Annotated in this window: 12 protein-coding genes; 4 read left to right on the forward strand and 8 right to left on the reverse strand. The window is 58.9% G+C overall.

All coding sequences use genetic code 11. The annotated features are described in order from the left end of the window. Positions 1–77 precede the first annotated feature (77 nt). The 3 genes from purH to ACIOU6_RS11210 all read left to right on the forward strand — a co-directional run bounded on the left by purH (position 78) and on the right by ACIOU6_RS11210 (position 6,008). Positions 78–1,685 (forward strand): bifunctional phosphoribosylaminoimidazolecarboxamide formyltransferase/IMP cyclohydrolase, encoded by a 1,608-nt coding sequence (gene purH, locus ACIOU6_RS11200; protein ID WP_401136185.1) that lies wholly within the window; start codon positions 78–80, stop codon positions 1,683–1,685. A gap of 153 nt (positions 1,686–1,838) precedes the next feature. After that, positions 1,839–3,134 (forward strand): phosphoribosylamine--glycine ligase, encoded by a 1,296-nt coding sequence (purD, locus tag ACIOU6_RS11205; protein WP_150795274.1) that lies wholly within the window; start codon positions 1,839–1,841, stop codon positions 3,132–3,134. A gap of 99 nt (positions 3,135–3,233) precedes the next feature. Continuing rightward, complete coding sequence (locus ACIOU6_RS11210; RefSeq protein WP_221732811.1) at positions 3,234–6,008, forward strand: hybrid sensor histidine kinase/response regulator; 2,775 nt, start codon at positions 3,234–3,236, stop codon at positions 6,006–6,008. A 22-nt stretch (positions 6,009–6,030) separates the two neighbouring features. On the opposite strand, the gene ACIOU6_RS11215 is transcribed toward ACIOU6_RS11210, so the two are convergent. From ACIOU6_RS11215 to ACIOU6_RS11225, 3 genes are read right to left on the reverse strand one after another with little or no spacing between them, the layout of a single operon-like run. Beyond that, the gene (locus ACIOU6_RS11215) at positions 6,031–6,672 is read right to left on the reverse strand and encodes a hypothetical protein (RefSeq protein WP_221732812.1); all 642 of its coding nucleotides are present in this window, start codon (positions 6,670–6,672) and stop codon (positions 6,031–6,033) included. Beyond that, positions 6,669–7,370 carry a hypothetical protein gene (locus ACIOU6_RS11220; protein ID WP_401136190.1) on the reverse strand — a complete coding sequence of 234 codons (702 nt, stop codon included), beginning with the start codon at positions 7,368–7,370 and terminating at the stop codon, positions 6,669–6,671. Before ACIOU6_RS11220 ends, ACIOU6_RS11215 begins: the two co-directional genes overlap by 4 nt. Positions 7,371–7,429: 59 nt before the next feature. Further along, positions 7,430–8,230 (reverse strand): hypothetical protein, encoded by an 801-nt coding sequence (locus ACIOU6_RS11225; RefSeq protein ID WP_221732814.1) that lies wholly within the window; start codon positions 8,228–8,230, stop codon positions 7,430–7,432. 233 nt (positions 8,231–8,463) lie between these two features. Here ACIOU6_RS11225 and ACIOU6_RS11230 point away from each other — a divergent pair, with 233 nt between their 5' ends. Beyond that, a complete protein-coding gene (locus ACIOU6_RS11230) occupies positions 8,464–9,060 on the forward strand; it encodes a MarC family protein (protein WP_221732815.1) in 597 nt (198 codons plus the stop codon). Between the two features lie 131 nt (positions 9,061–9,191). Here the strand turns inward: ACIOU6_RS11230 and ACIOU6_RS11235 are convergent, their stop codons facing one another. The 5 genes from ACIOU6_RS11235 to cobG all read right to left on the reverse strand — a co-directional run bounded on the left by ACIOU6_RS11235 (position 9,192) and on the right by cobG (position 20,906). Continuing rightward, on the reverse strand, positions 9,192–16,262 hold the full coding sequence (locus ACIOU6_RS11235) for a TcdA/TcdB pore-forming domain-containing protein (RefSeq protein WP_401136194.1): 7,071 nt from the start codon (positions 16,260–16,262) through the stop codon (positions 9,192–9,194). A 307-nt stretch (positions 16,263–16,569) separates the two neighbouring features. Continuing rightward, positions 16,570–18,258 carry a precorrin-3B C(17)-methyltransferase gene (gene cobJ / locus ACIOU6_RS11240; RefSeq protein ID WP_401136197.1) on the reverse strand — a complete coding sequence of 563 codons (1,689 nt, stop codon included), beginning with the start codon at positions 18,256–18,258 and terminating at the stop codon, positions 16,570–16,572. Beyond that, positions 18,258–18,992 carry a precorrin-2 C(20)-methyltransferase gene (locus ACIOU6_RS11245; RefSeq protein WP_401136200.1) on the reverse strand — a complete coding sequence of 245 codons (735 nt, stop codon included), beginning with the start codon at positions 18,990–18,992 and terminating at the stop codon, positions 18,258–18,260. Before ACIOU6_RS11245 ends, cobJ begins: the two co-directional genes overlap by 1 nt. Next, positions 18,989–19,615, reverse strand: a complete 627-nt coding sequence (locus ACIOU6_RS11250; protein ID WP_221732818.1) for a precorrin-8X methylmutase — start codon at positions 19,613–19,615, stop codon at positions 18,989–18,991. Before ACIOU6_RS11250 ends, ACIOU6_RS11245 begins: the two co-directional genes overlap by 4 nt. Continuing rightward, positions 19,608–20,906, reverse strand: coding sequence for a precorrin-3B synthase (gene cobG / locus ACIOU6_RS11255; RefSeq protein WP_401136204.1), 1,299 nt, complete (start codon positions 20,904–20,906; stop codon positions 19,608–19,610). The genes ACIOU6_RS11250 and cobG overlap by 8 nt, the downstream gene beginning before the upstream one ends. Positions 20,907–20,961: the final 55 nt, after the last annotated feature.

Below are 20,961 nucleotides of genomic sequence, written 5' to 3' on the forward strand. Positions count from 1 at the left end.
CAATCAAACCAGAAAGGCGCCCCCGTAAAACCGGTCGCCTTTTTTGCTGACTTCCTTTGCTTTTGATGGAAATTGAGATGACCGACCAGACTACCCGCCTGCCGATCCGCCGCGCCTTGATCAGCGTTTCCGACAAGACCGGGATCCTCGAATTCGCCAAGGAGCTTGAAGCGCTGGGCGTCGAGATCCTCTCCACCGGCGGAACGTTCAAGCTGCTGCAGGACAACGGCGTTGCCGCAGTGGAAGTCGCGGATTACACCGGTTTCGCCGAGATGATGGACGGTCGGGTGAAAACCCTGCACCCGAAAATCCACGGCGGCATTCTCGGTCGTCGCGGTATCGACGACGCGATCATGAACGAGCACGGCATCAAACCGATCGATCTGGTTGCCGTTAACCTCTACCCGTTCGAAGCCACCATCAACAAGCCAGGCTGCGACCTGCCGACCGCCATCGAGAACATCGACATCGGCGGCCCGACCATGGTCCGTTCGGCCGCGAAAAACCACAAAGACGTAGCGATCGTGGTGAACGCCAGCGATTACGCCCATGTCCTCGAAAGCCTCAAAGCCGGTGGCCTGACCTACGCTCAGCGTTTCGACCTGATGCTCAAGGCCTTCGAGCACACCGCCGCCTACGACGGCATGATCGCCAACTACATGGGCACGGTGAACCAGGCCGCCGAGACACTGAGCACTGAAGGTCGCAGCGAATTCCCGCGCACCTTCAACAGCCAGTTCATCAAGGCTCAGGAAATGCGCTACGGCGAGAACCCGCACCAGAGCGCGGCGTTCTATGTGGAAGCCAAACCTGCCGAAGTCGGTATCGCCACCGCGACCCAACTGCAAGGCAAAGAACTGTCGTACAACAACGTGGCCGACACCGACGCTGCGCTGGAATGCGTGAAGAGCTTCGTCAAACCAGCCTGCGTGATCGTCAAGCACGCCAACCCGTGCGGCGTGGCTGTGAGCCCGGACGCCGAAGGCGGCATCCGTCAGGCTTACGAACTGGCCTACGCCACCGACACCGAATCGGCGTTCGGCGGCATCATCGCCTTCAACCGCGAACTGGATGCCGAGACAGCGAAAGCGATCGTGGAGCGCCAGTTCGTTGAAGTGATCATCGCCCCGAGCGTTAGCGCAGAAGCCCGCACTATCGTCGCCGCCAAAGCCAACGTGCGCCTGCTGGCCTGCGGCGAGTGGTCGGCTGACCGCGCTGCGGCCTGGGACTACAAGCGCGTCAATGGCGGCCTGCTGGTACAGAGCCGTGACATCGGCATGATCGGCAGCGATGACCTGAAAGTCGTGACCAAACGTGCCCCGACCGAACAGGAAATCCACGACCTGATCTTCGCCTGGAAAGTGGCCAAGTACGTTAAATCCAACGCCATCGTCTACGCGAAAAACCGTCAGACCATCGGTGTCGGCGCGGGCCAGATGAGCCGCGTGAACTCGGCACGTATCGCGGCGATCAAGGCTGAGCACGCCGGCCTGCAAGTAGCGGGCTCGGTCATGGCATCGGACGCGTTCTTCCCGTTCCGCGACGGTCTGGACAACGCAGCCAAGGTCGGTATCACTGCGGTGATCCAGCCAGGTGGCTCGATGCGTGATGCTGAAGTGATTGCAGCGGCCGATGAAGCCGGCATCGCCATGGTGTTCACCGGCATGCGCCACTTCCGTCACTAAGCACACGATCCACTGTGGGAGCTGGCTTGCCAGCGATAGCATCCCCTCGGTTTGATTGATGAACCGAGTCGCCTGCATCGCTGGCAAGCCAGCTCCCACAGAAAAGCGCCCCTTAGGTGCTCCACAGATTTAGCGTCATCCGAGGTTTTAGAAATGAATGTTTTGATCATTGGCAGCGGTGGCCGTGAACACGCCCTGGCCTGGAAAGTGGCTCAGGATCCGCGCGTACAGAAGGTTTTTGTCGCGCCGGGCAACGCCGGTACGGCGATCGAAGCCAAGTGCGAGAACGTCGCCATCGACGTGCTGGCCCTTGAGCAGCTTGCCGATTTTGCCGAGAAAAACGTTTCCCTGACCATCGTCGGCCCGGAAGTGCCGTTGGTGGCAGGCGTTGTCGACCTGTTCCGCTCCCGTGGTCTGGACTGCTTCGGCCCAACCGCTGGTGCAGCACAGCTGGAAGGCTCGAAAGCCTTCACCAAGGACTTCCTGGCGCGCCACAAGATCCCGACGGCCGACTACCAGAACTTCACTGAGATCGAGCCGGCCCTGGCGTATCTGCGTGAAAAAGGCGCGCCGATTGTGATCAAGGCCGATGGCCTGGCCGCCGGTAAAGGCGTGATCGTTGCCATGACCCTGGCCGAAGCCGAAGACGCCGTGCGCGACATGCTCGCCGGCAATGCCTTCGGTGACGCCGGTTCGCGCGTGGTGATCGAAGAGTTCCTCGACGGTGAAGAAGCGTCGTTCATCGTCATGGTCGACGGCAAGAACGTGCTGCCCATGGCCACCAGCCAGGACCACAAACGCGTCGGCGACGGCGACAGCGGCCCGAACACTGGCGGCATGGGTGCTTACTCCCCTGCCCCGGTGGTCACCGCCGACGTGCATCAGCGCGTGATGGATCTGGTGATCTGGCCGACCGTGCGCGGCATGGCCGAAGAAGGCAACGTCTACACGGGCTTCCTGTACGCTGGCCTGATGATCGACAAGGCGGGCAACCCGAAAGTCATCGAGTTCAACTGCCGTTTCGGTGATCCGGAAACCCAACCGGTGATGCTGCGTCTACAGTCGAGCCTGGTACTGCTGGTCGAAGCGGCTCTGGCACAAGCGCTGGACAAAGTTGAAGCGCAATGGGATCCACGTCCAAGCGTCGGCATTGTACTGGCCGCCGGCGGTTACCCGGGCGACTACGCCAAAGGCGCAGCGATCAATGGTCTTGACGCGGCGGCAAGCCTGGAAGGCAAAGTCTTCCACGCCGGTACCGCGCTCAAAGATGGCAACGTGGTGACTGCCGGCGGTCGCGTGCTGTGCGCCACCGCCATGGGCGCCAGTGTCGGCGAAGCTCAGCAGCAAGCCTACAAGCTGGCGGCGGCCATCGATTGGGAAGGCTGCTTCTACCGCAAGGACATTGGCTACCGCGCCATTGCCCGTGAACGTGGCGAAACCCAGGAATAAGCTGTGCATCAAGTCCGGCGTGGGATACCGTTCCTCGCCGGGCTGTTCCGTCGCCGCGCATCGTTATATTCTGGCATCAACCTACGAAGGGATTTCGCCGTGCGCTGGCTCAGGATTGCCATAAGCTTCACCGTCACGCTGCTGACCTTGCTCTGCATGCTCCCGGCCCTGGCCGCACAAGGCAGTGGCTGGTCGGTTTTGCTTGATGATCAGGGCAATCTGCAACTGAGCGACATCCGCTCAGCCCGCTACACCAATCAATTCAGCCCCATCGACCTTGACCGCCTCACGGCAGCCGAGCCCGATGGCGCGTTGTGGCTGCGATTCAGACTGGCGCCCGGCAAGCACGAACAAGTGCTGCGCATCTTCGCCCCTGACCTTTCACACCTCAATCTGTACGTGCTGGACGGCGACAAGCTGATCGAGCAACGCAACACCGGCAACGACCAGCCCCAGTCAGAACGGCCGCTGCCGAGCAGTGACTTCCTGTTGCCGCTGCCCCAGAGCGACAAGCCCCTCGACGTTTATCTGCGGATGGTTTCCGACCATCAGTTGCGTCCGTACATCACCTTGCAATCAGCCGTGATGAGCGCGGCCAACCACAACCAGACGCTGCTCTACGGCCTGCTGTTCGGCTGCCTTGGCATGCTGATCCTGCACAATCTCATCCGCTACGCCTACACCCGCTCTCGCAGCAGTCTGTGGCTGGCGGTCTGCGAAGTTCTGCTCAGTCTGAGCCTGCTACTGTTGCTTAACCTCGCAGGTCCCTGGCTGCCGAACTGGCATGCGATCCAGACCCCGGGTGCTTATCTGGCGCTGCTGCTGACCGCCCCGGCGGGTTTGATGTTCGCCTATCGATTCTTCGCCCCGCTCGGCCCGCACCCGCTGAATAAACTGTTGCTGGGCGACATTCTGTTCATCGTGATCTGCAGCCTGCTGCTGTTGTTCGTCAACACCCTGCCGCTGAACATCATCACCTACGCCTTGGTGGCCCTCGCTGGCCTGAGCATGCTGCTGGTCGGCTCCTACCATTGGCAGAAAGGTTATCGTCCGGCACGCCTGTTCGTCGCAGCAATGGTCGTGTTCAACATCGGCACGCTGATTATCCTGCCAGCGCTGCTGGGACTTACCCTGGTCGCCCCGCAAGGCCTGATCATGACCCTGATGGCGTTCATCTGTATCAGCGGCCTGCTGATGAGCATCGCCTTGGGCGAGCGCCAGCGCAGCATTACCGAAAGCCGCTTCAGCATCAGCCGCGACCTGGCCGCCAGCAATGCCGAGATCAACGCCAAGGCCGAATTCCTCGCCAAGATCAGCCACGAGATCCGCACGCCGATGAATGGCGTGTTGGGCATGACCGAACTGCTGCTCGGCACGCCGTTATCGGTCAAGCAACGCGACTACGTACAGACCATCCACAGTGCCGGTAACGAACTGCTGACGTTGATCAACGAGATCCTCGACATCTCCAAGCTCGAGTCCGGACAGATCGAACTCGATGACGTCCAATTCGATCTCAACGCCTTGATCGACGATTGCCTGAGCATCTATCGGGCCAAGGCCGAGCAACAGAACGTCGAACTGATCAGCTTCATTCAGCCGCAAGTGCCACGGGTCATCAGCGGTGACCCGACCCGTCTGCGTCAAACGTTGCTGAGCCTGCTGGAAAATGCCCTGAAGAAAACCGATGAAGGTGAAGTGCTGATCGTCGTCGCTCTCGATGATCGCAGCGGTAAGCCACGCCTGCGTATCGCCGTACAAGACAGCGGCGCGCCAATGGAGCAGGAAGAGCGCGATGCACTGATGCACGCCGAACTGCACAGCAAGCATTTCCTCTCAGCCAATCGTCTGGGCGGTAATCTCGGGCTGGTGATCGCACGCCAACTGATCCGTTTGATGCAAGGCGAATTCGGTATCAAGAGCGGCGCCAATCAGGGCAGCACCTTGTGGCTGACCCTGCCGCTGGATCCCGACCGCCTCGAACACCCGACCTCCGATCTCGACAGCCCGCTGCAAGGTGCGCGGGTGCTGGTGGTCGACGACAACGACACCTGCCGCAAAGTGTTGGTGCAGCAATGCAGCGCCTGGGGTCTGAACGTCAGCGCCGTGCCATCAGGCAAGGAGGCGCTGGCCCTGCTGCGCACCAAGGCGCACCTGCGCGATTACTTCGATGTGGTGTTGCTCGATCAGAACATGCCCGGCATGACCGGCATGCAACTGGCGGCCAAGATCAAGGAAGACCCGAGCCTGAACCACGACATCCTGCTGATCATGCTCACCGGCATCAGCAATGCGCCGAGCAAGATCATTGCGCGCAACTCGGGGATCAAACGCATTCTGGCCAAACCGGTGGCGGGCTACACCCTCAAGACAACCCTGGCGGACGAACTCAACCAGCGCAACAAAGGCCAGGTGGTGTTCCAGCCACAAGTGGTCACCCCCGCCACGGCGGCGAAAGTGCCGAGCGACTTCCGCATCCTCGTCGCCGAAGACAACACGATTTCGACCAAAGTGATTCGCGGCATGCTCGGCAAACTCAACCTGCAACCGGACACCGCCAGCAACGGCGAAGAAGCGTTGCAAGCGATGAAAGCCCAGCGATACGACCTGGTATTGATGGATTGCGAAATGCCGATTCTCGACGGTTTCTCCGCGACGCAGCAATTGCGCGCCTGGGAAGTCAGCAACCAACGCATCCGCACGCCAATCGTCGCGCTGACGGCGCACATCCTTGCAGAGCACAAGGAACGCGCACGCCAGGCCGGGATGGACGGGCACATGTCCAAGCCTGTCGAACTGTCGCAGTTGCGTGAATTGGTCGAACATTGGGTCGCCCAGCGTGATCAGCAAAACCGGACGGCATCGACCTTCTGAGTGGCCTTGTACATCGAATCGATCAGATCTCGAGACTGCTCAAGTATTTAAGCGAACCCGTTATCACCGACTTTTTTACCTTTTCCCGAAACTGGGCGTAGTGAAGTGTGTTGAAGGTGATGGCTGCGAATTGCTCAACGCTTTCGCAGATCAGTGATTCATCCTCGGAGTACAGAAATCCGGGCACCTGACGCTCAATCTTGAACTGTCGAGAATAAATGCCCATCTCCACTTTGTTCGGCCCGCTCATGATGCAGGGGATCAATTGAAAGATACCCACACTGCCGTGAAGGCTGGTGGACTCGAACACATCTCGCGCCGATGCGTTTCGCTCCATCGCCACTAGCGCACGACGCATTGGCTCGGAAAACGCCTCGCCCATGATGGTTGAGATCCGCTGCGCCCCCTGGCCGGCCATCAGATTGTTCTGCAAGGGCGGCAAGGTTTGCGGCTTCGGCACATCCCAACCGACAAACTTGAGTACGTTGCGGTAGTACTCGAACCAGTCACCCGATAGCCCATCTTCAAACGCCGCGCGCGTAGCCCTTTGTGCATAAGCGGTGCTCATGCAGATGTCATCTCGATGTGACGCCGGCAGGCCACCGGCAAATGACACAACGCTACCGCCCACCACCGCTGCTTGCGGTGTCATCGGATCCGTCATGATTCAATCTCCGTTGGCAAGGTCAACGTCGCTACATTGCCCGCGAACTTGCCTCCGACTTTCAAGGCAATCGCATCACGCGCAGGGCCGTAAAGGGTTTCGGAAAGATTTGCCCGAGCGTGATGCACGTAAACCAAACCTTGCAGATCACAAGTGGGGTGCGGCTGCTGGAATGGATTGGGGCTTAATACTCGTCGAGTTTTGAACTCGACATACGCACTGGTGATCGAGGTGGGAGATTTCGCGCATATCACCAGCAAACGCACATTCGCCAACGGCGCTGGCACTGCGGTCGATTCGGATTCAACTGATGCCTGCATGCAACGGCGCAGCAGTTGGAGCGCGGGATTGTCGCCCGGCAACTTTGCAATTCGCGCTAGAACCGTGGCGGTTATGCGGGCTTCACCCAAAGCACCGTTAGTCAACATAGCGGTAAACACGTCGGGCGCGAGTTCTTCTGCGTCGTGACTGAACTCCCATGTCTGTTTCGTCTTTTTTTGGCGCAACCAGAAGTCATCGAGAACGGCTACATAAGCGTCATACCAGTTTATCCCGGTGGATTTTTCGACCTTTTTATTAGCCACCAATTGCGCAAGCAAGGTCGAGTTGAACAGATCGTCGTAAGCCGCCACACCATCAGATTCAGGCACAAGTACAATGGAGTTACCAACAACCACCGTTAAGTATTCGTCGACCATATCATCACCCTTGAATATAAAATCGGGCAGTCGATATTCGACTGCCCTCCTGACACTCGTTAAATTTCGAACTCTTCGATTTTAGAAAGCGCATTCAGACCCAAAGCATTGCGGATATACTCGCGCGTTGCGTTGGCGACATCATTATTCTTTTCAAATACTGTTTCGCCGCGGTACATCTTTACGTTGCGAATATCCACATCGACAAACAACACTTTGTCCGACGTGTTCCTGCGCAGAAAACGAACGGCACCGACAGCCATTTTGGGTACGCCGTTTACTTCGGTACAGGCGCCGGTGGAGATACCACCCACGCCGTTATTCAGAAGGTTTCGTTCATACAGCGTTAACGCCGTCTCACGTTTGCTGAGGGCTGCAACTGCATCAGTTGCCACTTTCAGCATTAAGGCGCTAGTCGGACCGGGCACTGCGACACCCGCGAGCACCGAGCCCAGAATCTCCAACACCAGTTTGTCCATCCGGACACTGGTGCCACCGACTTCAAGATCACTGTAGTAGATACTGGTAGGTGTCCAGCCCGTGGAGGTCATGGCTTTACGGAAATGAAGATACCAATCCTGGCCTTGATCTTCCTGAGGATACTTTTTGTTCGCCGCCAGGCTGGCGAAAAGAAAGGCATTTTGCGCATCGGTTCGATTTACCTCACTGAGGTTGCCCGTAAAGGACAAGATACCTTCACCCACGATAGAGCCTTTACCCGGCACTTCAACAGCATCCCCTGCGTTAATACCCGAGGTAAAAGTGCGACTATGAATAGCAGGCACTTGATCAACCTCATACTGCTGAATATCTTTCAAGCAGCTAGCAATAAAACCTTGTTGCATTACTTGGTTACTCACAACGAACTCCTTATCATCATTTAAACAAGCCCTCATGAACTTGCGAAAACAACAATAACCAACCCACCAAGAAGGCACAAACTTAAACATGTAACACCAATTACCAAAACAAATAAAACAGCAACTAACAACCTAATAAAAAAACAACGCCAAAGCCTCTATAAGACAATACCCACAAGTCCTTGAACGACTGATAGACTTCTCCCTACACTCTACTGCTGCGAGCCAAGACCATGCTCCACGTGTTATTCAGCGTTTACCTTAAAATGCTGGTTCTCTACAGCCCGTTCTTCGTGCTGTCCTGTTTCATCAGCCTGACCCGTGGCTATTCGCGCAAGGAGCAACGCCGCCTGGCCTGGAAAGTGGCCGTCGCCACGCTGGTCTCCAGCGTTCTGCTGTACTTGTTCGGACGGGTGATTTTCGATGTGTTCGGCATTACTGTGGATGCGTTCCGCATCGGCGCCGGCAGCGTGCTGTTCATTTCGGCACTGGGCATGGCACAGGGTAAACCCGCAGTGCAGGCCGACAATGTGCAGCAGGATGTGACCATCGTCCCCCTGACCATTCCATTGACCGTCGGCCCCGGCACCATCGGTGCCTTATTGGTGATGGGCGTCAGCCAGCCGCACTGGGACGATAAACTCACGGCGATCATGAGTATTGCGCTGGCCAGTTTTACCGTTGGCGTGGTGCTTTATCTGTCAAACCGTATCGAACGGATTCTCGGCGATCAGGGTTTGCAGATCGTCAGTCGCTTGATGGGATTGTTTGTTTGCGCACTGGCAGCGCAGATTATCTTTACCGGCGTTAAAGGGTATCTGGTGCACTGAGCAGGGTTATCGACAACGTCTACCCAGCGAACGCCGAGCCCGCCAGTCGGCCCATTCCTGCCCGGCATCAAAAATAAAAAGGTCGCGAACTGATTGTTCGCGACCTTTTATTTTTAGCCTGCCTCGATGTTTCAGACGAACTTTTGAATGACCCTTTCCAGTGTCGCAACCCCTTGATCGACTCTGGCTTGCGACAAGGCCTTCAGCCAATGCTCGACCCCATGCATGTGGTACTGACCATCGATCCTGACACTTATCTGCACTGGCACACCCGGCTCACCCTCATCGGATTTCACGTCCCGCACAATCAGGCTGTGAGCATTGTCCGGATCGGTGAACACCAGTTGCCCATCGACCAGCGACATCATCAGCCGCTCGCTGGCGGCCATGTCCAGAACCAGTGTGCAAGCACTTGGCATTTGATCTCCTGAAGAACGCCGACTATCGACCACGATGCAGCTCAACCGCTGCCACGCTTGTTCCGACACCCGATAGCTCGACACCTGCGAACCGAAAGCCAGAATCAACTTGTCGACTCCGTCGGGTAACAGTTCCATAACCTGCGCGATCTCACCGCTCAGCTCGAGCGACAGGACGTCCTCCTCACGATGCGCATAGTTACCGGGCCCCCACGAACGATCGGCAGCGTCAGGGCTGAAGATCAGGCCGTCAATCGGGTCAAACAGCATCGGTATCGACGCCTGGCGAGTACCGAGGAACACCGCCCACTGCCCGTCGGCCCGCCCTGTAACAGCGAACAGGCGATCCAGTTCCGGCACGTAATACTGATAGCGATCCGCAGACTGCTCGACTTGCAGTACCGAGGCGTGGGATTGCCCATCCAGCAGCGCCTTCAAACGCGCCTGCAACTGTGCAGGAGTCTGCCCCTGAACCTGCGACCACTGATTCTCTACACTGACGATGCGGGCCGGCTGCTGATCCAGCAGTTCCAGATTGATACCTTCGCGGGTGCGCCCTAGCAGACCTTGGCCATGTTTGAGCACCTGGACGAACGCCCATTGCGGCCAGACTTTTTGTACCAACGGCAGTTGCTCGGAAGACACCAGCCGCGTGCCATCGGCAAAAGCCTGGCGCAACGTCTCGAACTTGACCAGCGCCTGCCGGTAGAGCTGCCCCGCAGAAACATCCAGCAGCCAAGCGGCCTGTTTGTCAGGCGTCAGCCCCAGCAGTTCCAACTCCTTGCCATCGGCGTTATCGACCAGCACTCCCTGCCCGTCAATGCACCACACAGCCACGAAGCCACTGCCGGACACGTTGCTTAACCCGATGATCGGGAAAGGTGCACCTTTGTACGATTCGGCCAGCGCAGGTAGCGCGGTCAGCCAGTCCGGGTGCCTTTTCAGCCATTGCTGGCCGAGGCCGACAAACTCAAGAGCACCGTGTTTATCGATCTCCAATAGCCGGCCATCGGCCTTGGTGGCGATGTAGCGTTTACCAGCCTGCGTGACCGCGATGACGTCCCGCTCAAGCACTTCGTTTCGATAAAAACCACCCGCCACTCCAGGCTCCACGCCTCGGCTGATCAGCCGGCTTTGCTTGCTGTAAAAGAGCATCGCGAAGTCATCAGGCTCATGCGGCATCAGCATTACCATGTCCCGGTCACTGCCCAGTTCCGCGCGAAAGTACTTGCCGCTGCCACCCTCGCCAAGCCAGGCCTGATCGTGCAGTCCTTCAAGAATGTAGGCACAGGCGTGAACGAACAAGGCGGATTGCCAGGTGCTTATCCCGGCCATCATGCCCGGTGTTTCATCCCTGAAAGGACGTGGCGCCGCGAAGTGATTGATCAGGGAAGCCCAGTACACGGCGCCCGGTTTGTTGACATAGTCGCGCGCAAGAGAAGAAGTCTTGATCCCCGTCAGCACCACGGTCCAATCCGCTATCCGGTAATGCAGCGTGACCTCGACCTCCGTCTGCTCAAGCATGCGTTGCGATATGCGCAGCGTACCGTCGGCATCCTGTGCGCAGCCGATGATCTTCGAACCACTCGCCGGGTTCATCAAACGAAAACGGTGAACGACTGTGCCGGTGACCGCATCGACACACCATACCGTCGCGTGATCAGGGTGGTAGAACCAGGCATGTTGGGCGCCAGCACCACCGAGCACGATGCCCTCCCTGACAACAACCGGCAGATTGCGGGCGTACAACATTCGATCCCGCAGCACATCATAGAAAGCGGTGGTGAACACCGATCGCTCACCCGGAGTGAAAGGCACCTTGAACGCGTAAAGAGGCACATACCCGGTCACCAATCGCTGCTCGTTTGCCCGTTTACGCAGATGTGCCAGAACCTGCGTCATGCTGCGACTGGCATCAAGCGTGATCGAGACCAGATGCAATCTGAGGTCATTCCAGTCGATCCGGAACAACTCGCCCCCGGCCAGCTCAATAAACCCGTCGAAGGCATTGAGCACAATGCCGTCGACCTTCAGTTGGGGATCGTCGAAGGTCACGCGTTCGAGGCTGGCCCAAGGCGCGCGAACCACCCATTGAGCGCGCCCTTGCGGGAGCGTCACGGCGACAATCCCTGGTGTGAGCCAGATATGGTAGAGCCCGGTTTGAGCGGTGATCTGATAGGAAACCAGATTTCTCCACTCCGCCGGCAGCTCCGGCACCACTAACTGACGCACATGCTCGTCCAGTCGCACCTCGATCGTCGTCGGCTTATAGACGGGGTGCAGTTTGTAGAGAATGTGCGGAAACGGTGTGTTGACCGTGAAATAGAAACGCTGATGACCATGCTCGTCGTACTCCAGCTTTTCGACTGCGCTGTTACGCAAATCCGGGTACCAGGTTTCAATGCTACCGCTGGCGTAATCCAGCAATGCCATGCCAGGCACAACGTACGACGCGAATGATGTCGGGACCTCGCTGCTAGCCCGTGGTTCATGCCATTCTCCGGGCATTGGCGTGTATGCAAAACCCGGTGTTCCGAGTTGGTATTCGTAACCGTAATAACAGATCGGCGTACACGGCAGCACGACCGTCTGGATATCGTCGGGCACGAGCCTGACCAGACCGATTAGCCCGGGCAGTCCCAGCGCCTGACGGATATCGATGGCTTGATGAATACGCTTCGGATCATCGTTGTACTGCGGTAACTCCAACCCTGAGCGATCCATGGGGTAGAACTTCTGACTGTCAAAATAAACCTGGTTATTTTGCAGATCCAATCGCGTGACGACCGCCTCCGGTTCGAAGCGCAGCACCCTACCCTTGCGCGTATAACCGGCCGTTCCGTAAGCATTCTGAATCTTGCGCAAATGGGCACCCACGGCCCGGGCTTTGTCGCTGATCTGCCCCAGGTTACTGGCGATGGCCGATACACCGATGCCAACACCGAGCAACGGCACTGACAGAATGGCGGCGGCAGCGCCGACGGTTCCACCCGCGGCCAGTGCGACGATATCCAGCCCCAGCGCTGACGCATCGAACACCAGTTGCGTGGCCAGCCGCGAGCGCTGTTCCTGGTGGGTGGCAACCGCCAGGCCGTATATGTCGAAACCAATATTAGCTGCGGAAAAAACAATCCCGACGCCTGTGGTTGCTCGTCCCAGAAGCCGTCCGGACAATGACGATTGGCGTAGCGCCAGACTCTGCTCACTGGCCGCTACCTGACGCACCAGGCGGATTGTCTGTAGCGAATCGCTCAACACGCCATAACCCAACTGGGCGTAACTGACATAAACCTGCACCTGCAGGGCTATCGACAATGCCGGGACCTGACCGTGGTCGGCCTGATAGTCGCGATGACGCATTTCGGTGATCAGCGTCTGGATCGCGAAGGCAAAACTCAAACGGCTGCCGCCATCGGCTTCACCCGCAGCCTGGTTGGCGCCTGCCAGGTTTTTCACCAGACGCTGCACATGTTTTTTGACGTTGCTTAGCCGCGAATCGAGGGTGGTGATATTCAAGGTCTTTTGCGGGTTGCGCGCATCCACCAGCGTCACGCTGTAACGGCTATCGGAATCTTCCCGAACCGTTTCCAGCAGGGGTAAGTACTCACGCCCCACTTTGTGTTCAGTGCGCAAGGCATGAGTGGCCTGTTCAAGCTCACCTGCCCAATACCGAGCATCCAGTTGCGCCAGACTGGCACCCATCCGGCTGTTGTCGTTCAACGAACGTGTACGCGCAATGGCTTGTTTGTCCCACACCGTGGCGGTTTGCGTGTCAACAACGGTGGAGTTTTGCACAAAGCCGTCCAGCAGCAGATTCACCGAAACAACCTTTTGCGCAATCGCCGCTGTATTCAACTCGATGACGTTGAAGTGCGGATTAACTCCGTCACCCAGACCGTACAACCTGGCCAAGGCGCCGTTCTCAGCACTCAGGTAATGCGCCACTCCCTGCTTCAGTTCCTGTACACCTGCAAACCCATAGATCGCAAAGTTCGGCTCATAAAAACGAAAGACGTTCTGATCGCCCACTCTGGTTTTCGCCACCAGCAAGGCGTGATTTCCGGTATCTAGCAGCATGACGACGGGCGCCGTTTTCGCCTCAAGCGCCTGTGCGATGTGTTCCAGGCTTTGGCTGCCCAAAGGTTTGCCGACATCATTCAGAGGCAAGTCATGCAATTCATCCAACGCCTGCAGCAAGGTCCGGGCGTCTGCGTCTTCAGGAGTCTGGCTGGCGTTGGCCACCCTGCCGATCAACGCCCGCTCCGCTGACTCGCCACGAGGCAGTGCCGCCGCCATCAACAGTGCCAGCGGATAACACCGGCGACCGGGGTCACCGGTTGTCTGCACCAGCAGGTCTTGCGGCACCTGCCGGGAAGAAACGGCGCCTGCCTTGACAAACGCCTCACGAACCTGGGCACCGCGATTGAGGATGCGCAGGTGATAGTGACGTTGCGCGGTGTTGTTGATTTGCCCGAGGCGCTCGCCCCATTGACTCAGAGTCAGCGGTTCGTTGAGCGCGAGCACTTTGAGTTCGCGCGCCGTGTGCTCGCCGGATACGCCACCGCGCGCAAGGCCTGCCTGAAATGCCGGTGACGGACGCTGGCGCAAGGCTTTTTCAATGGCATTGAAACGGGCGAACACTCCCCCTTCAGAGGTTTCGCGAGCGATATTCAGCACCTCTTGCCATGCGCCGGCAAACCCGTTGGTATCCAGGCGCGCGGCACCGAAAATACCGCCCAGCATGACCCGCTGCAGCGGGCTCAACTGCTCAAGCGTCAGTGAACCGTGAGCAACCTGGGTGAACAGCTCGTTCAAGTTTGTGGCGGACTGCGCCCCGTGCGAAACGGGCAAGTCACTGTTGGGCTGCGCGAGGATTTCCTGGCGTGCGTCGAACCCGATGGAAAAGTTTTTGTTGAAGGTGATGTCACCACTCAACTTGTCCTTCATCGCACGATTGAACGGTTCGCCCAGTTCATCCATCAGTTGTTGCAATACCGAGGTCAACAGCACCGGCTTGCCTTCAATCATCGGCCAGCCTTGTTTGAACGTCAGGGTCTGTTGATTCAGCAACTCAGCCAGATTGGCGGCATAACGTGACTTGAGTTTGCCGGCTTGCCATTTTTCCTGCTCTTTCGCCAACCACTCTTCAGGCTGGGCATTGACGGTCCAGCCGGAGATCGTTTCCTCTTCGGTATTGAAGTTATAGCCTTCACTGAGCCCCAGTCTGTTCATGATGCCGACGTAGTCGGCTTGTAGATGGGTTTGAATGTATCGCCGCAAACCTATGATGGCGGCACCGGGGCCCGTCAGGTTTATTGTGCCGCGAGCGTCGATGCGAATACCGTCCTGGTAGTAACTTAAAATGGACTGAGCCAAATTACTCAGAAAGTCCTCGACTGATGGAGTGAGCTTTCCTTCTGTTCTTTTTTCGTTCATGACGTTTTCAATCAGACCCGACAACTTGTCGATTTCCGACCAGTTGATACCCGCCTCGCCAGCCCTGCGTTCAACGGTTTGCAGAGCGTCATAATTGAAGCGAATCAACTGCATGATCGACAAGGTCATACCACTACGAGGATGTGCCAGGAAGTGCGCATTCATTTGTCTGTCGAATTGAATGCCCATGCGAAATCCATTCTCGGGCACCCGCGCATCGGCCGACGGAACAAATATGTCACGGGCATCCGGCTTGCCGCGCGCGAAAGCGAGCAGCGACGCCTTGTGACTGGCAGGAATTTTGTCGGTTTTATCCGCATAACGTGCGCGATCCCGCCCCGGCATCAGTGCCTCGTTGTGATTGAGTAACAACTGCAAGACACCCAACCGCTGTACATCATCGAAACCACTGATATCCACCCCACCCAACTTATCGGCCAGCGGTGGCAAGTAATCCATATCGCTGTAACGACCACCCTCCAAATACTCGGCCTGCAACCGCACAACATCACTGGCCGCGGCAAAATTGCCACGCAGGGCGACTTCTCGCTGGTAGACATCCTGTAAAAAGTGGTCGGCGAACTCATGCTTGACGTCACGCAACTGCAGATCCTGGCCGGCCATTGCCAGATGCGTCTCAAGGCACCGCTGGCGAAAGGCGTCAAGGGTTGCACGGTCCTTGCCGTAAGCGCGCACCATCAGGTCAATGCGTGCCGCGTCCGCTTGACCGCGCCATTGCGGTTGTTCGAGATACTCGAACATCTGGTGTTTCAACACCCGTGCGCGATTCTCGATCATCTGTGCCAGGTAGTTGGGGTGGGTGACCTTGTCACCTCCCGACTCCATTGCATGCGCTCTTGCACTGTCGAGAATCACCCTGTTCATCTCAAACGCCAACAATGCATCGCTGTCGAACCAGAGATTGAACCGATACCCCTCAGGTTCCAGTACTTTGCGCCAGATGTTCATGTAGTCACGCTGAATGCCACCGACTTCACTGCCACCGACCCAAACGAAGTGCATGATCTTCGGCACTGGCCGGGCGACGCCATGAAGCATGTCCACCGTCGCCGACAGCCTCGCCACAGACTGACTCAGCCAGTTTTGAATCCGATTGATCTCCACAGGCACGGGTGTCTTCTTGCGGTCCAGCAATGTTGTCAGCGACTCTTGGAAAAGTTTCAGCGACAGCCATTGTTCGGCTTCATTGTGCGTTTGATTGAACAATTGATAGTACGTGGCCAGTGCCGTGTATTCGGCGGAACCGGCAAACTCGCTCAATGCCATTTGAAGTGCTGAATAATCTTCAGCCGATATGAACCTGTGGTCATCCGTATTCTTTTTCATCGCTCTCATCCTTGAATCAACTATTCAAAAGTCGGACAAAACTAAGGCGTAAATACGGCGCACTCAAAAGTGAAAAAACTCAAGTAATGTCAAACGAAACATCGAACAACATACGGCGTCGACAACGGCATAATTCGGCAACAACTGCGCCTGTTCATTTCCCACCAATAAACGCAAAAGGCCGCGAACCCAGAAGGTTCGCGGCCTTGTTTACAAGCACAGGCTTTAAACGCGAAAAGTATTAACCCGATGTCACGTCGACTTGAAGTTGCTTACAACATTCTCGACGCTGCAACGATGGTTTTTTTCAAGAAACCGGTTTTTCCCCATACCAGCGTGGCGTATAGACCCAATCTCCACCGCCGGCACGGGCAAAAGTGCAAGTGGTGGAAGAACCAATCAACACCATGGTGCGCATGTCCACCTGATCGGGGGTCAATGCGCCGAGGGTCGTCGTACGCAAGGTCTGCCCCGGACGCCCGATGTCTCGCCCCAGTACCACGGGCGTTTCGGCGGTGCGATGTTGTGCCACGATTTCCAGCGCGCGGCCCAACTGCCATGGGCGCGCACGGGAGATCGGGTTGTAGAAGGCCAATGCCAGGTCCGCTTCGGCGGCCAGGTCCAGACGTTTCTCGATGATCGACCAGGGTTTGAGGTTGTCCGACAGCGACATCACACAGAAATCATGCCCCAGCGGCGCGCCGGCCTGAGCGGCGGTGGCAAGCGAAGCAGAGACGCCCGGAAGAATGTCCAGATCGACGCGGTGCCAGGCCGGGTCATCAGACTCGTGCAGCGCTTCGAGCACTGCCGCGGCCATGGCGAACACCCCCGGATCGCCGGACGACACGACGATCACCGAACGCCCGGCGGCCGCCAGCCTGAAGGCGTGGCGGGCGCGTTGCATCTCTTCGCGGTTGTCGGTGCAATGCTGCACTTGATCGTCACGGAACGGGCCGGCCATACGCACATAGGTTTCGTAACCGAGCACGTCGGTGGCACGGGCCAGTTCCGCCTTCACCGCTGGCACCATCAGTTCGGCAGCGCCCGGGCCGAGGCCGATGACGGCGAGACGACCGCGCGGACGGCCGATTTTCGCGATGTCCAACGGTTGTTCCGCGATAGCCAAAGTGATGCCGTGCGCCGACTCAATCATCGACACGCCCGGCAGTGCATGGAGGTCGCTTGTTGCGCCGACAAACCGCAGCGGCACGCCCAGTTCCAACGCCGCTTCACGCAGATTCGCCGAAGCCATCTCAGTGTCGATCGCCACCAGACAGGCCAACGATTGCACCGCCACTTTCGCGTCGTGCAGCGCTGCACGCAGAGTGTTCGGCAGATCGGTGATTTCGGCGCAGATCATCGCCGCCACACTGCGCGGATAGATCAATAGCTCATTGGCACTCGCTTCGCGCTCGGCACTGCTCACATGAATCGAACGCTGCGCCTGCGGGTCTTCCGGCAACTGTGCCTGTTCCAGCCACGGCGCGGCGCCTTCGATGCGCACGCTGTGCCCGGCCAGCAGATCGGAGACAAAACGCTTGCCCAGTTCCAGATCCGCCAGTGCGTAGCCACTCGGCGGATTGAGCAGGCAGGTGCCAAAACGCAACTCGCCGCTGGTAGTAATGGCCGCCGCGACTTGCAGCCCGGCGGCGATTTCCCGCGCCATGACGTTCACGCCGCCAAGGCCACCGAGCAGCGGCACCACGGCACTGCCGTCTTCGGCGACGGCGAGTACCGCAGGCTCGGCGCCCTTCTCCAGCAACAGCGGCGCCAGCGTGCGAATGACAATGCCGGCCGCGCACAGGGCAATGATCGGCGTGTCCTGCTGATACAAGTCACGCAGCGTGGCGCCGAACGCCTGATAGGTGCAGTCAGCACCTTCGACCCGACCGGCCAGGCCATGGATCTGCGCAGCAGGGTATACCTGCTGAATACGGCGGGCCGTGGCCAGGCTGCCCTGACCGAGAATGACGATGGCGGGTATGGAGTGAGTCATCAGCCTTGCCACCGCTCGCCGGGCACGATGATCAGCGAGAAGTACGGCGAGGACATCGGCTCGACCTGATCCATCGGCACGATCTTCTGATTGGCCATGGTCGCGCGCTCGACATACAGCGCACGCTCAGCCAGACCGAGCTCTTCGAGCACCTGACGCACTTTGGGGAAGTTGCGCCCCAGCTTCATGATCACCGCTGCATCGGCATCGACCAGACGCCGTTTCAGCTCTTCATGGGGCAACACCCCGGACAGCACCGACAGGCTCTGATTGCGATACACCAACGGCGCGCCGAGTACCGAAGCGCCGCCGAGCATCGAGCACACGCCCGGCACCACTTGCGCCTCGTAACGGCTGGCGAGGCGATCGTGCAAATACATGTAGGAACCGTAGAAGAACGGATCCCCTTCACAGATCACCGCGACGTCGCGACCAGCATCCAGATGCGCAGCCACCGTCTCGGCGGCTTCATCGTAGAAATCACTGATGACCTGTTCATAGGAAAGCGGTGCCGGCAGCGCTTCGGTGGTCACCGGGTAAACCAATGGCAGCAGGTTCTGTGCTGCTTGCAGGTGCGCTTCGATGATGCCGAACGCGTTGCCCTTTTTGCCCTTGGCCACGAAGTACGCCACCACGGGCGACTCGCGCAGCAGGCGCAGCGCCTTGACGGTAATCAGTTCCGGGTCACCGGGGCCGACGCCCAGGCCAATCAAACGACCTTTTGCCTGCATCATTCGATCTCCGTGGCGAGGGCGTTAACGGCGGCGGCGGCCATCGCGCTGCCACCGAGCCGGCCTTGCATGATCACGAACGGCACGCCACGGCTGTCGGCCGCCAGCGCGGCTTTCGATTCAGCGGCGCCGACGAAACCCACCGGGAAGCCGAGGATCAGCGCCGGTTTCGGCGCCCCGGCGTCGAGCATTTCCAGCAGATAGAACAGCGCGGTCGGCGCATTGCCAATTACCACCACACTGCCTTCCAGATGCGGCCGCCACAGTTCCAGCGCGGCGGCGGAACGGGTGTTGCCCAACTCACGCGCCAGCACCGGCACGCTCTCATCGCGCAGGGTGCAGATCACTTCGTTATTCGCCGGCAGGCGCGCACGGGTCACGCCTTCGCAGACCATCCGCGCATCGCAGAGGATCGGTGCACCGGCAGCGAGCGCATCGCGCCCGGCCTTGCCGGCCCCTTCCGAGAATTGCAGACCGTCGACAGCCTCGACCATGCCGCAGGCGTGGATCACCCGCACCGCGAGTTTTTCCAGGTCGGCCGGGATGCGCGCCAGATTGGCCTCGCGGCGAATGATCGCGAAGGAGTTGCGATAGATCTCCTGACCGTCGCGGATGTAATCAAGCATCAAGGGGGCTCCGAGAGCGGGCGGCGAGCAGGGTCGCGGCCGCTTCAATAGTAAGGTTGCTTGCGCGCAACGCGCCGAATCCCGGCAGCAAAGCATCGCGAAAATAGAGGTCGTAATGACCCGGACTGACGGCCAGCAAGGTCACCGGGGCACAGTGGGCGGCGGCGCACGAACGCGGGCAGCCGCAAAGGTGCGCGCTCAACCCCGGGGGCAGCAGTGGCGCCAGCAGACGAGCGTCCTGTTTGGTGTCGGCCAGACCTTTGCCACAGCCGTCAGAACCGGTGCAGGCGATCAGTCGCGCCAACGGTTCGAGGGGCTGAATCAATAGGTTCAGGTGTTGCAGGCTGCGCAGCACTTGCGCCGCGTCGCACGGTTTCACGTTGGGCAGCAACAGACTTTGCCAGGGTGTGAAACGCAGGCTGCCATCACCGAACTGACGGGCCAGTTGTGCCGCGCCACGCAGCATGACCGGGTCGAGACGACCGAGTGGCGGCACTGCACCGACATAGACCCGGTTGTCGGCGTTCTGCGGATGAACGCCGATGTGCAAATCATCCGCCGCTGATGCGCGCTGCCAGTCCATGACCGATTTAACCGGCACACGCTCTCGCAACCGCTCAAGAAAGGCCAGGATGGGCAGTTCTTCGAGCAAATGACGCATGCGCGTCTGCTCCGGTCGAGCCCGATCAAGGAACAACGTCAGCACCGCCACGACCAGCGCATGGCCGTTTTCCAGCGCCACGGCGCCGACCGCCCGGTCCGTCAGGCAACCGGCAAACCCGAACGCCAGCAGCGTTTCGCCGTCGCGTTCGAACGCTGACAACCACAGATCATGCGGATGGTCGAGCATCGCCAGCGCTTCCCCGCCGTCCAGTTGCACGGCGAACTTGGCGCTCAGCTCAGAGAAGCGTGTATGGCTTTGCAAGGTGTCGAGAATCTGCTCGGCGAGTGCGCGGGTATCGACGCGCATCTGCCGGTCGATCCCGGCGGTGGGGCTGAGCATGAGGTTGCGTACATCGTCGCCGGCAGCGCTTCGCGGCCCTAGACCGGCGGCCAGCAGTCTGTCGATCAGTGCGGCGCTGTGCGGGCCGATCCCGCGAATTTGCAGGTTGGCGCGGTTGGTCGCCTCGATCACGCCGCCGGCAAACCGCTGGGCAGCTTGCGCCACGGTATCGGCCTGATCCGCCGTGATCGAGCCACCATTGAGCTTGATCCGGCAGATCCCACCGTCCAATGCCTGGACGATACGCAGCAACCCCGGACAGGCCGAGGGGCGTATGGCGGTGGACATCGGGCGTTCGTTCAAGGGGCTGACCGGCTGCGTGGGAAAGGCGCTTCGTGGGCGA

This window comes from Pseudomonas sp. NPDC087615, from assembly GCF_044743445.1.
GTDB lineage: Bacteria > Pseudomonadota > Gammaproteobacteria > Pseudomonadales > Pseudomonadaceae > Aquipseudomonas > Aquipseudomonas baetica_A.

Excerpts from the sequence above, each read along its gene's own strand:
- purH (WP_401136185.1), top strand. The coding sequence starts at position 78 with ATGACCGACCAGACTACCCGCCTGCCGATCCGCCGCGCCTTGATCAGC.
- purD (WP_150795274.1), top strand. The coding sequence starts at position 1,839 with ATGAATGTTTTGATCATTGGCAGCGGTGGCCGTGAACACGCCCTGGCC.
- ACIOU6_RS11215 (WP_221732812.1), bottom strand. The coding sequence starts at position 6,672 with ATGACGGATCCGATGACACCGCAAGCAGCGGTGGTGGGCGGTAGCGTT.
- ACIOU6_RS11220 (WP_401136190.1), bottom strand. The coding sequence starts at position 7,370 with ATGGTCGACGAATACTTAACGGTGGTTGTTGGTAACTCCATTGTACTT.
- ACIOU6_RS11230 (WP_221732815.1), top strand. The coding sequence starts at position 8,464 with ATGCTCCACGTGTTATTCAGCGTTTACCTTAAAATGCTGGTTCTCTAC.
- ACIOU6_RS11235 (WP_401136194.1), bottom strand. The coding sequence starts at position 16,262 with ATGAAAAAGAATACGGATGACCACAGGTTCATATCGGCTGAAGATTAT.
- cobJ (WP_401136197.1), bottom strand. The coding sequence starts at position 18,258 with ATGACTCACTCCATACCCGCCATCGTCATTCTCGGTCAGGGCAGCCTG.
- ACIOU6_RS11245 (WP_401136200.1), bottom strand. The coding sequence starts at position 18,992 with ATGATGCAGGCAAAAGGTCGTTTGATTGGCCTGGGCGTCGGCCCCGGT.
- ACIOU6_RS11250 (WP_221732818.1), bottom strand. The coding sequence starts at position 19,615 with ATGCTTGATTACATCCGCGACGGTCAGGAGATCTATCGCAACTCCTTC.
- cobG (WP_401136204.1), bottom strand. The coding sequence starts at position 20,906 with ATGTCCACCGCCATACGCCCCTCGGCCTGTCCGGGGTTGCTGCGTATC.